Annotated in this window: 12 protein-coding genes, 1 other RNA gene and 1 riboswitch; of the genes, 5 read left to right on the plus strand and 8 right to left on the minus strand. The window is 35.1% G+C overall.

The annotated features are described in order from the left end of the window. Positions 1-66: 66 nt before the first annotated feature. The 6 genes from ACFSQ0_RS04865 to ffs form a co-directional block, all read right to left on the minus strand. A complete protein-coding gene (locus ACFSQ0_RS04865; protein WP_379044949.1) occupies positions 67-1,713 on the minus strand; it encodes a ribonucleoside-diphosphate reductase subunit alpha in 1,647 nt (548 codons plus the stop codon). Between the two features lie 12 nt (positions 1,714-1,725). After that, a complete protein-coding gene (locus ACFSQ0_RS04870; RefSeq protein WP_379044952.1) occupies positions 1,726-2,118 on the minus strand; it encodes an acyl-CoA thioesterase in 393 nt (130 codons plus the stop codon). A 29-nt stretch (positions 2,119-2,147) separates the two neighbouring features. After that, a complete protein-coding gene (locus ACFSQ0_RS04875; protein WP_379044955.1) occupies positions 2,148-3,122 on the minus strand; it encodes a ribonucleotide-diphosphate reductase subunit beta in 975 nt (324 codons plus the stop codon). Between the two features lie 88 nt (positions 3,123-3,210). Next, positions 3,211-3,351, minus strand: a riboswitch (adenosylcobalamin (AdoCbl) riboswitch). A 159-nt stretch (positions 3,352-3,510) separates the two neighbouring features. Further along, positions 3,511-4,167, minus strand: coding sequence for a fructose-6-phosphate aldolase (fsa, locus tag ACFSQ0_RS04880; RefSeq protein WP_379044958.1), 657 nt, complete (start codon positions 4,165-4,167; stop codon positions 3,511-3,513). Between the two features lie 28 nt (positions 4,168-4,195). Beyond that, positions 4,196-5,002, minus strand: a complete 807-nt coding sequence (locus ACFSQ0_RS04885; RefSeq protein ID WP_379044961.1) for an SDR family oxidoreductase — start codon at positions 5,000-5,002, stop codon at positions 4,196-4,198. A gap of 99 nt (positions 5,003-5,101) precedes the next feature. Further along, positions 5,102-5,200: signal recognition particle sRNA small type (gene ffs, locus ACFSQ0_RS04890), an RNA gene on the minus strand. An 87-nt stretch (positions 5,201-5,287) separates the two neighbouring features. Here ffs and ACFSQ0_RS04895 point away from each other — a divergent pair. The 3 genes from ACFSQ0_RS04895 to ACFSQ0_RS04905 all read left to right on the plus strand — a co-directional run bounded on the left by ACFSQ0_RS04895 (position 5,288) and on the right by ACFSQ0_RS04905 (position 8,675). Continuing rightward, positions 5,288-6,349 (plus strand): glutaminyl-peptide cyclotransferase, encoded by a 1,062-nt coding sequence (locus ACFSQ0_RS04895; protein WP_379044964.1) that lies wholly within the window; start codon positions 5,288-5,290, stop codon positions 6,347-6,349. 26 nt (positions 6,350-6,375) lie between these two features. After that, positions 6,376-7,920 (plus strand): hypothetical protein, encoded by a 1,545-nt coding sequence (locus ACFSQ0_RS04900; protein ID WP_379044967.1) that lies wholly within the window; start codon positions 6,376-6,378, stop codon positions 7,918-7,920. A 200-nt stretch (positions 7,921-8,120) separates the two neighbouring features. Continuing rightward, positions 8,121-8,675: an HNH endonuclease gene (locus tag ACFSQ0_RS04905; protein WP_379045379.1), complete on the plus strand. Its 555-nt coding sequence runs from the start codon at positions 8,121-8,123 to the stop codon at positions 8,673-8,675. Positions 8,676-8,734: 59 nt separating this feature from the next. Here the strand turns inward: ACFSQ0_RS04905 and ACFSQ0_RS04910 are convergent, their stop codons facing one another. Both ACFSQ0_RS04910 and ACFSQ0_RS04915 read right to left on the minus strand, forming a co-directional pair. Further along, entirely contained in the window at positions 8,735-9,175 is a 441-nt protein-coding gene (locus ACFSQ0_RS04910) for a DUF2059 domain-containing protein (RefSeq protein ID WP_379044970.1), read from the minus strand. A 2-nt stretch (positions 9,176-9,177) separates the two neighbouring features. Continuing rightward, complete coding sequence (locus tag ACFSQ0_RS04915; protein WP_379044973.1) at positions 9,178-10,452, minus strand: serine hydroxymethyltransferase; 1,275 nt, start codon at positions 10,450-10,452, stop codon at positions 9,178-9,180. 111 nt (positions 10,453-10,563) lie between these two features. Between ACFSQ0_RS04915 and fahA the strand changes: the two genes are divergently transcribed. Beyond that, the gene (fahA, locus tag ACFSQ0_RS04920) at positions 10,564-11,844 is read left to right on the plus strand and encodes a fumarylacetoacetase (RefSeq protein WP_379044975.1); all 1,281 of its coding nucleotides are present in this window, start codon (positions 10,564-10,566) and stop codon (positions 11,842-11,844) included. A gap of 51 nt (positions 11,845-11,895) precedes the next feature. After that, on the plus strand, positions 11,896-12,483 hold the full coding sequence (locus ACFSQ0_RS04925; protein ID WP_379044977.1) for an ankyrin repeat domain-containing protein: 588 nt from the start codon (positions 11,896-11,898) through the stop codon (positions 12,481-12,483).

The raw sequence follows: 12,483 nt of genomic DNA on the forward strand, positions 1-12,483 counted from the left end.
TTGAAAAAATTAACGAACCCCAAACGTGAAGGTCTTTAGAATCTCCCGTTTAAGGTTCGCTTTGTTTTACCCCTCACAACTAGCACAATTCACAAGATTACCTACAAATTCTTTAGAAACACTTTGGCTTCTTTGGTAATACAAGGTTTTAACACCTAATTTCCAGGCCTCAATAATCAATTTATTTACTTCTTTAATAGGTAAGCTCGCTGGAATGTTAATATTTAAACTTTGGGCTTGATCAATAAACTTTTGCCGAATTGAGGCTTGCTGTATAATTTCTAACTGACTAATTTCTTTAAAGGTTTTAAAAACAGCTTTCTCGTGTGTAGTTAATTTGTTTAGATGTTGCACGCTGCCGTGGTTTAACATTATGCTCCTCCACACGTCTTCATTATCAATACCTTTTTTTGCTAGTAATGTCTTTAAATAGCGGTTTTTACGCATAAAGTTTCCTTTTGATAAACCAGCTTTATAATAATTACTGCTATAAGGTTCTATACCTGGAGAAACCTGTCCTAAAATGGCCGATGAGGAAGTAGTTGGGGCAATTGCCAATAAAGTTGTATTGCGCAATCCGTAACCTTTTAGTAGTTCTGGTTCTCCAAAAAAAGCAGCCAACTTTTGTGAAGCTGCTTTGGCTTGCTTGCTAATATGCTCAAAAATTTTGTAATTCATTTGCTTAGCCTCTAAGCTTTCAAAAGCGATATTGTTTTTTTGTAAATAAGAATGCCAACCCATTGCTCCTAAGCCTAACGCACGGTGCCTCTTAGCGAAATTGTGAGCAGCCTTTAGGTAATAGTTCTCTTTAGTTTTTGCTATAAATTCTTCTAAAACAGCATCTAAAAAAAATACAGCTAATTCTATGGTATTTGTATTTTTCCACTCATCATAACATTCTAAATTTAAAGAGGAAAGGCAACAGATAAAAGATTCTTCAGGCGTACTAGGTAGCATAATTTCAGAGCATAGATTACTAGCATTTATTGAATAGTTTTTATCTTTATATACCTGAGGCTTGCTTCTATTTACGTTATCTGTAAAAAAGAGATATGGCAAACCTTTTTGCTGTCTAGACGCTAACACCTTAGCCCATATTTCTCTTTTTTGCATATCTCCGTCAATCATTTCTTGCATCCAATAATCGGGAACACAAACGCCATAAAATAAATTTTGCAGTGGATTACCGATATCTTTTATTTGCAAAAATTCGAGAATATCGGGGTGGTCTACGTCTAGATACGCCGCAAAGGCTCCTCTTCTTACCCCACCTTGCGAAATGGTATCCATGGCCGTATCAAATAGCTTCATAAAAGAAACAGCACCACTACTTCTTCCATTATCAGTTACAGTGCTACCTCTACCTCGAAGTGAACCAAAATAACCAGAAGTACCACCTCCTATTTTAGTTTGCATAATCACTTCTCCCAATTTATGGGTAATCCCTTCAATATTATCTGGTATATGCACATTAAAACAAGAAATAGGCAAACCACGCTCAGTACCCATATTGGCCCAAATTGGGGAGCTCAGACTCATCCAGCCCTTCTCTATTATGTTGATAAATTCTTCTTTTAATTCAGGTTTTTGTAATCGATTGGACGCAGCTGAAGCTACACGTTCTATAGCACCAGATACCGTTTCTCCTTTTAGTAAATAGCCTCTATTTAATATTTGCTCACTTTCCTTGTTAAGCCACCATATATTGTTCATGTTTTTAATCATTTAATCCAGTATAGGAGTTGGTTTTTTATTTTCATCTATGGCCACTAAAGTAAACAGGCCTTCTATTGATTTTTTTCGTGTGTTTTCTTCATACATCTCTTCTTGATAGATGGTAACGTTTACTTTTATACTCGTTCGGCCCACGCGAACAACTTCCCCGATAAGCTCAATAATAGTATCGGCAGGAATAGGTTCTTTAAAATCTATTTGACTAGAAGAAATGGTCACCATTTTTTTTCGACTAAATCGCGTAGCGGTTATAAAAGCAACTTCATCCATCAAATGCATGGCAGTACCTCCAAAAAGCGTATCATAATGATTGGTAGTATTAGGAAAAACTACTTTAAACAGTTGCGTTCTTGATTTACAAATGCGTTCTTTTAAATTTTTCATCTATTTTTCTTTACGGATTTGAGTATTGTTTAAAATAAATCTAATGCGCTAATGCTCTTATCGTGCTTGGTATAATCTACCGGTCGCTTTGCAAAGAAATCATCTAATGAATTTGCAAATATCTCTTCTTCAAACCATTGCATGGGGAGATATTCTTGTGCGGTAATATTAAAAATGGGGTTTATTCCTATTTTTTTAAGGCTATCGTCTGTCCTAAATTTCATGAAATTTAGTAAATCTGATTGGTTTAAATGCGCTACTGCACCTTCTGCAAAAATCCAGTCGAGAATTTCTGCTTCGACTTCAATAGATTTTTTAACAATAACAGTAATTTCTTGTTTGGTTTCTTCCGTAAAGAAATCGGGAAACTCTTCTTTGATCTTGTTGATAATAAATATTCCCGCATTGGCATGAATTTGTTCGTCTATAGAAGTCCATGCGATGATATTACTCACATTTTTCATTAAGCCTCTAAATCGTGTAAAAGAGAGAATGATTGCGAACTGACTAAATAAGGAAACATTTTCTATTAAAATGGCAAATAAGATTAAGGAGAAAAGGTATTTCTTATTGTCATTTTCTTGTGTAAATTGAAGTGCCTGAGATAGATATTCAAACCGTTTTTTGATAACAGGAACATCCATTAGCTCTTCAAAGGCTTGATTATAGCCTAAAACCGACAACAAACGCGAGTAGGCTTCTGAATGTCTAAATTCACATTCGGCAAAAGTACTCCCCAAGCCATTAAATTCTGGTTTGGGTAAATGATGATACAAATCTCCCCAAAATGATTTTACCGCCACTTCAATTTGAGCAATGGCCAGTAAACTCTTTTTTAAAACTTGTTTTTCATTTAAGGTAAGTTGAGCCTGAAAGTCTTGTACGTCTGCGGTGAAATCTACCTCGTTGTGCACCCAAAACGATTTGTTAATCGCCTCTGTAAATTCTATTACTTCTGGGTATTCAAATGGTTTGTAATTTACTCTTTTGTCAAAAATGCTCATTGTGTATATTTATTTTAAGTGAAACAAAAACACAAAAAACAAAATATACGTTATCTGCTTTAGGCTGAATTACCTTGAAACAAAAGACAACGGAATTTGCTTTTTATGCGAAAACAAATCCTCTTTGAAGAAGTTAGGTAATCTGACTTGACAGGTTTAATCCTGCTTACAGTTGCGCAACAGTTCGTGATTTTCACACGATTCCCCTAATGTACTTGAGTTAAAAAAACTTCGCTCTTCTTCAATTTAGATGCCCAAAAGTAAACAAGATATCTCAGCTTGGCTAAAAAACTTTTTAACCGGTGTTAATAAGTTTTTTAAATGATTATAGTGCAAAAAAAAAATCAGCCAAAATTTGACTGATTTTTTATTCGCTTTTGAAAAAATTTTACTGGTTACCTTTTTTGTAATCTGCCAAAAACTTTTCTAATCCAATATCGGTTAAGGGGTGTTTAAGGAGTCCTTCTATAGAAGAAAGCGGTCCTGTCATAACATCGGCACCAATTTTTGCACAATCAATAACGTGCATAGTATGCCTTACCGATGCTGCTAGAATTTCGGTTTCAAATGCGTAGTTATCATATATTTGTCTTATTTCGGCTATCAAATTGAGTCCGTCTGTTGAGATATCATCTAATCTGCCTATAAACGGCGAAACATAGGTTGCACCTGCTTTTGCGGCAAGTAACGCTTGACCAGCCGAAAAAACAAGCGTACAATTGGTTTTAATTCCTTTTTGACTAAAATAACGTATAGCCTTAATGCCGTCTTTAATCATAGGAACTTTCACCACAATTTGATCATGTAATGCGGCTAGTTCTTCCCCCTCTTTAATTATATTATCATAGTCCGTAGCAATAACTTCTGCGCTTACATCTCCTGTTACAATTTCACAGATAGCTTGGTAATGCTTTTTAATGTTATCTTCTCCTGTAATACCTTCTTTAGCCATTAAAGAAGGATTGGTAGTAACCCCATCAAGAACGCCTAAGTCCTGAGCTTCTTTTATTTGATCTAAGTTTGCTGTGTCTATAAAAAATTTCATGCTGTGTTGTTTTTAAATTTTTACAAATTTACATTTTATAATGTTTCATCAACATTTTTTCATACCATTTGTCTGGTAAAATATGTTTGAGAGCAATGCTAAATTTCTGCAGCCAATCTCCTACCTTATAGTGTATCGTAGGATTCTTTTCTTGCATAACAGCATAAACCTTTTTCGCCATAAGGATGGGGTCTTGACCTTTATCTACGTGTTCGTCCATCAAGGCTAAGGTTTCCTTATACTTTTTTTCATAGGGCGAGCCAGCAATTACTGGCGCGTGGTATCTGCCTGCAGCAATATTGGTAGCAAAATCACCTGGTGCAATATTGGTCATTTTAATATTAAAAGTTTTTAGCTCCATACGGTAGGCCTCGGTAGTCAGTTCAAGCGCTCCCTTTGTGGCTGAATAAATCCCCCGAAAGGGTAAACCCATATATCCTGCAATTGAGGTTATGTTGATAATAAAACCACTTTGTTTAGAACGCATATGCGGTAAAACGGCTTTAATCACCTGTAAAGCTCCAAAATAATTAGTATCGAATACTTTTTTTATCTCGTGATCTGGTGTTTCTTCTAAAGGACCCGTAATTCCCATTCCTGCATTATTAATCAAATAATCTATTTGACCCTCTTTTTTGATTAGCTCTTGAACTGCTAATGCTATACTTTCTGGTTGGGTAACATCGAGTTTTAAAAATTTAATGCCATCGATTTCATTTTCTTTAGGATTACGACTCGTTCCGTAAACGAGGTAACCTTTCTCCACCAGAAACATACCTATAGATTTTCCTATTCCTGAAGACGCTCCTGTAATCAATACAACTTGCTTGCTCATATTTAAAATAATAGAGCGCAAATATCTACTTTTTTAAGAGAAAAATTAAAGATTTAGAGTAAAATAAAAAGAAGATAGGCTTTGACCAATGTCATGAAAAAATGGCAAGCTACCCACATCACACCGCTACGACCGTTTACCTTTGCTGCGTTCCCGCCCTGGAGGATTCAACAGGAGCTGGTTGTGTGGGACTTGCCGCTGCAAATATACAAGGTTTATCTATTTTCGCAAGGATTTTTTTAATAGATTTGACTAAATTCGCTAACAAATTTAAAGCAAAATCTCGTGAAAACATTTAAAAACCTGACATTCATTTTATTAGCCACAAGCCTATTTTCTTGTTCGAGTTCAAAAAAAGAAGAAATAGCTAAAATGAGTATTCAAGTTAAAGCTAAAAACGACTTATTACAACGTGATAGCCCAGTTAAATTCACCCTCAATAATCCTACAGACACTAGTTTTGACAGTATACAGCTTTACTATGCAAATAAATATTTAGGTTCATCAAAAACCAATCAAATAGCTGCTAAACTAGTAGCTCCATTAGGAAAAAATCAGCTTAAAGCTGAAATATATTCAGCTGGCGAAAAATATACTATTGCACAAGAAATTGTGCTACATAACAACAAGCCTCCAAAGATTTATACCTATAAAATTAAAAACAAATATCCGCACGATAACTTAGCATTTACTCAAGGATTAGAGTTTTTTAAGGACACTCTTTACGAAGGAACTGGTCGCAATGGATTCTCAAGTTTACGTAAAGTAGATTACAAAACGGGAAAGGTGTTAAAAAAGATCGAGTTAGATAAGCGTTATTTTGGCGAAGGTATAAGCATATTAAACGATAAAGTATACCAGCTTACTTGGCACGCTGGCCAAGGGTTTATTTATGATGTAAATCAACTCAAAAAACTAGGCACATTTAAATATGGTACCAGTAAAGAAGGTTGGGGACTTTGCAACGATGGTGAAAATTTTTACAAAAGCGATGGTACTGCAAAAATATGGAAGTTAGACGGTAAAACACTTGAAGAACTTAGTTACATACAACCGGTAACGCACAAAAGTTTAAGCACGCGATTAAACGAATTAGAATGGGTAGACGGAAAAATATATGCCAACACTTGGCAGAAAGATGGTATTGCCATTATTAATCCGGAAAATGGAGCTATTGAAGGCTTAATTGACTTACGCGGATTGAAAAAAGAAAATGGAAATGCAGCACAATTAAATAATGAAGATTTAGTTTTAAATGGTATAGCCTTTAACAAAAAGTCAAATACACTGTTTGTCACGGGTAAACATTGGGATACTCTTTTTGAAATTGAAATTGAAGAAAGGTAATTAAAATTAATTTAAACATAGCAGGGATGAAAAAGGTATATGGGATTTTATTGTTTTTAAGCTTGATTTTTTGGAGTTCGTGTAGAAAAGATTTTGACACCCTACCAAGCTCGGGAAATTTAAGTTTCTCTAAAGATACCGTTTACCTAGACACTGTTTTTACTCAAACCGCTTCTAGCACCTACAGGTTAACGGTTTACAATCGGTCAAAAGAAGATATTCATATTCCCGAAATAAAATTAGCACAAGGTGAAGCCTCTAAATACAGACTTAACGTAGATGGCCTACCGGGTAAGAAGTTTAGCAATATTCCTATTTATGCCAAAGACAGTATTTTTGTTTTTATTGAAACCACTGCAGCCATAAAAGATTTTACCAATAGTGCCACCCAATTTTTATATACCGATGAACTGATTTTTTCGGGTACCGAGAAAGAGCAAAGTGTAGAACTGGTAACCCTAATTCAAGATGCACACTTCCTATATCCCGAGAAATTCGCCGATGGCAGTACAGAAACACTATCATTCGGTTTTGACGATGAAGGAAATGAAATATTAATTTCTGGCTTTTTATTAGACGATACAGAGTTAAATTTCACCAATGAGAAGCCTTATGTAATTTACGGATATGCTGCCGTACCACCTCAAAAAACATTACATATTGATGCTGGCGCCAGGTTACATTTTCATCAACAAAGCGGAATTTTAGTTAGCAATCAAGCTTCGCTACAAGCCAAAGGTTTATTAAGTACCGATCTTGAAAAAATGGAAAATGAAATCATTATGGAAGGAAACCGCCTTGAACCCGAATTTAGTGAAGTACCAGGACAATGGGGGGCGTTGTGGTTTACCCAAGGAAGCACAAATAATTTAATAGAACATACTACCATTAAAAATGCCAGCGTAGGAATACGTGTAGATGGAAATGATGGATCTAACACACCCACTCTAAAGGTGAACAACACCCAAATCTATAATGTATCTAATATTGGTTTATTGGCTAGAACGGGCTATGTTACAGCAGAAAATTTAGTTATAAATAATTGTGGGCAAATGGCTTTAAATTTAAGCCTTGGCGGAAATTACCAATTCAACAATTGTACTTTTGCCAATTATTGGCGACAAGGGTTTCGGCAATTTCCTGCGGTTTTTATAGAAAATGTCCTTGAAACACCCAATCAGTTATTTTTGGCTCCCTTAGAAAAAGCAGATTTCACCAATTGTATTATTTATGGCAATGAAAGCCGAGAACTATTATTTAATGCTCATCCCGATGCTGATTTTAATTTTAAATTTGAGAACACCTTAATTAAATTCAGAGATTTCCAAAATAAGTATACCGATGACCCTATGTACAATTTTACCGATTCAAATTTGTACACTCAAATTAAACTAAACGAAGATCCCGACTTTAAAGACTCTACTTTAAATAAATTGCAAATTGGAGAGGAATCTGCAGCAAATGGGTTAGCCAACCCCGTTACTTCAAGCAATATAGATATTTTGGGAATGCAAAGAGATGGCAACTTACCCGACAGTGGAGCTTATGAAAGTAGTTCTTTCACTGATTAACTCGAGGCTTTAACAGACCTTGGGCAATAAAAAAAGATTAAAAATTTAAAATTAGCTATTATTAAGTTAAAGTTTCTTAACATTACTTGTAGAAACGCACTTTGTTTTAAATTTGAGAATAGTTACCCGTTATAGTTAGAAATCTAAACTAACTTAAGTTCAATTATTTACAAATTTAGTAAGACTCGAAAATCATGGCTATGATTAGAAATTTAAAAAACGAAACGTGGAAAGTAATTCGATTCGACGAAAAAATATCAGAGAAAGAGAAATATAAAATCTCTAATTATGGTCGAATTTTAAATTGTAAAGGGCCTGAAGAAATATTGGTTAAGAAATATTTTATCAATGGCTACCAAAACTTACCTGTAGTTCAAAAAAGCAATGGCAAAAAGACCAGTCGCTATGTTCACAAGTTAGTCGCACAACATTTTCTCAATAAAACAGAAGAGGATCGATATGTAATTCATATCGATTACGACAAAAAAAACAATCATGTAGACAACTTAAAATGGGCTACGAAAGAAGAAAAGGAACGTCATCAATTCACCAACCCCGAATTTAAAAATATTAAGCGAAAAATACCCTCTCACGCTAAACTAACAGAATCTAAAGTAAAATTAATCAAGCGAAAAATTAATGATCCTAATAGAAGGACTCGTATGAAAATGATTGCTAAACAGTTTGGAATTTCTGAAATGCAATTGTACAGAATAAAAAACGGTGAAAACTGGGGATCTGTAACAGAATATTAAAAAAGAGGCTGTTCGTCACGAAACAGCCTCTTTTTGGTTTTTAAAAAATTCAATTAAGCCTAATCCTCATTTTCAACGGGTTGTTCAACCATATACTTTTGCATCAAAGGGTATAGTTTATTTACTCCCATCTGTTGACCAATAGCTTGCGATTCCATCATAATTTCAGAGGTCTTCCCTAAAATTCTTTTACCAGCAGGAGTTTCATAAAAGGCGAGTAACTTCTTTAAATCGGCTTCTGTACAATGCTCTTTATACACCGCAATAACATCGGTGTACATTGCGTCGAACATATTTTTCACTTCGGCTTTAAAGGCATCTCTATTACTTTCAGGAATATTGACAATTATTTGCGATAGTGCATTTTCTATCATATTGCCGCTTTGAGCCTCTATTAATTTACGAAGTCCTGAATCGATTGACTCTTGGGCTTGTATCTTAGATGCAGGCAAGGTTAATAAAAGCAGTAGAAATACTTGAAATAAAGTTGATTTTTTCATAATTACATTTTAAACAACGGCTTCCCGCTCATCATTTCCTTAATTTTCTCTTTGGTTTCTTGAATTACCGCCTCATTTTCAATGTTTGAAATTACTTGATCTATAAATGTCACCACCTGAGGCATATCTTCTTCCTTCAATCCTCTGGTTGTAATCGCCGGTGTACCGACGCGAATTCCAGAAGTAACAAACGGTGATTGTGTATCAAAAGGAACCATATTTTTGTTCACTGTAATCTCAGCCTTTACCAATGTTTCTTCGGCTTGTTTTCCTGTTACGCCTTTATTCCGTAAATCAATAAGCATCATGTGATTATCTGTACCTCCAGAAATAACATCATATCCTTTTTCTACAAAAGCATCGGCCATAGCCTTAGCATTCTTTTTAACCTGAACCATATAATGCAAAAACTCATCAGAAAGAGCCTCTTTAAAGGCTACTGCTTTGGCTGCAATAATATGTTCTAAAGGTCCGCCTTGATTTCCTGGAAACACACCACTGTTTAAAAGAGAAGACATCATTCTGGGTTTACCACTTTTCAATTTTAAACCAAAGGGATTTTCAAAATCTTTCCCCATTAAAATCATGCCACCTCTTGGTCCGCGTAAGGTTTTATGCGTAGTTGTGGTAACAATATGACAATGAGGTAAGGGATCCTGAATTAAGCCTTTAGCTATTAATCCGGCTGGATGAGCCATATCGGCCAATAGAATGGCTCCTACTTCATCGGCTATTGCTCTAAATTTTTTATAGTCAATTTCTCTACTATAAGCTGAGGCCCCTGCTATGATTAGCTTAGGCTTCTCTTTATGCGCCATTTCTTTAACATGCTCATAGTTTATTAGCCCCGTTTCTTTTTCAACTCCATAAAAAACAGGGTTATAAAGTTTTCCCGAAAAATTTACAGGCGAACCGTGTGTTAAATGTCCTCCGTGTGATAAGTCAAATCCTAAAATTGTATCTCCGGGTTTTAAACAAACAGAGAAAACAGCAGTATTTGCTTGTGAACCTGAGTGGGGTTGAACATTAACATATTCTGCATTAAACAATTCTTTAGCTCTATTAATGGCTAATTGTTCTACCTCGTCTACCACTTCACACCCTCCATAATAGCGTTTCCCAGGATAGCCTTCTGCATATTTATTAGTAAGCACAGATCCTGCGGCGGCTAACACATCTTTACTTACAAAGTTTTCACTTGCAATTAGCTCTAAACCATTTAATTGTCTTTCTTCCTCACGTTGAATAAGATCAAAAATCTCTTTATCTTTATACATGACTTTATATTTCGTTAAAAATTTTACCAAAAATAAGAAATTCATTCGGTTAATACAGGGAAAATAATATATTTGAATAGCTTTATTTTAACAATCTTAGAATTAAAAAAAATGCATATAACAGCAAATGATCCAAAAAGAAAAACTTGGCTAGAGGTGCCGGAAAATTCTGATTTCCCTATCCAAAACATCCCTTTTGGGGTATTTCTTACGCGAGATGATATTATTACCATAGGAACACGAATTGGTAACTATGCAATAGACTTAGGAGCACTACATCAATTGGGTTATTTCAAGGGTATTCCCTTAACGGATGATATCTTTTTACAAGATACACTTAATGATTTTATCGCTGATGGTAGAAAAACATGGCGAACAGTACGCAACCGCATTGCTGATATTTTTGATATTAATAATACGACATTAAAAAATAATGAAGAACATCAGCGTGTGATCCTTTTTACAATGGATGAAGTTGAAATGCAACTTCCTGTTCAAATTGGAGATTATACCGATTTTTACTCTAGCGAGGAACACGCACGCAATGTTGGTGAAATGTTTCGTGGAAAAGAAAATGCTATGGTGCCCAATTGGTATCACATGCCTATTGCTTATCATGGTAGAAGCTCGTCTATAATCCCAAGTGGTATTGCCATTAATAGACCATTAGGGCAAAAAATGCCAAAAGGAGCTAAAACCCCAATTTTTGGTCCAACACGTGCTTTAGATTTTGAACTTGAAATGGCCTTCATTACAACAGATGCCAATAATATTGGTGAATCTATACCTGCGCATGAAGCAGAAGATCACATTTTTGGAATGGTACTTTTTAATGATTGGAGTGCGAGAGACATTCAACGTTGGGAATATGTACCCTTAGGTCCATTTTTAGGCAAAAATTTTGCAAGTACTATTTCTCCCTGGATCGTCACCTTAGATGCACTTGAACCTTTTAGAACAGAAGGACCCAAGAAAAATTCAGAGTATAAACTTTTAGATTACTTGAAAACCGAAGGAAAAAAAACCTTTGATATCAAATTAGAGGTTTCTATTCAACCAGAAAATGATGAACCTACTTTAGTTAGCAAATCAAATTTTAAATATTTATATTGGAATATGAGTGAGCAATTGGCGCATCACACCATTAACGGATGCCCCCTTAACAGTGGAGACATGTTAGCTAGTGGCACTATTTCCGGGTCAAGAGAAGGTACATTTGGTTCTATGCTAGAATTAAGTAAAAATGGTGAAAACCCGATTAAATTGAGTAATGGAAGTGATCGCAAATTTATTCAAGACAATGATACAGTGATATTAAAAGGATTTTGTGAAAACAAAGATGTTAGAATAGGTTTTGGCGAATGTAGTACCAAAATTTTGCCTCATTTATAATATAATCAACACAGGGCTTGCTAATTAGCAGGCTATTTCTGCTTAAATAATATGCAATCCATTTTTATAGCTGCAAAAAATAATAATACCCTGAAAATTAAAAAGCTGACCGAACGGAATAGCTCAATAAACTTGAGAAATGAGCAGCAACAAACTCCGTTAATGGTGGCAACCTATAATAATAATATTGAGGCTGCTAAACTTTTGATAAAGCCAGGTGCCGATGTAAATGCACAAGATAATCGGCTAGAAACTCCTATTTTACACGCTGGTGCTGCTGGTTATTATGAAATTTTAAATGCGTGCTTAGGAACCGACAACGTGAATTTTTTAAAGCTAAACCGTTATGGTGGTACGGCTTTAATCCCTGCCTGTGAAAGAGGACATGTAAAAATTGTGAAACGGTTACTTAAAATAGAAAACTTCCCTGTAGACCATATCAACAACCTAGGATGGACGGCCCTTTTGGTGACGGTTATTTTGGGTGATGGAACACAAAAATACATTGATATAGTACAGATGCTCATTGAGGCAGGTTGTAATATTTATATCGCCGATAAAGATGGAGTAACAGCATTAGAACACGCGCAAAAATCGGGATTTACAGAGATGGTTAATCTACTAAAAGCAAACGGTTAA

This window comes from Mesonia sediminis (assembly GCF_042684705.1).
GTDB lineage: Bacteria > Bacteroidota > Bacteroidia > Flavobacteriales > Flavobacteriaceae > Mesonia > Mesonia sediminis.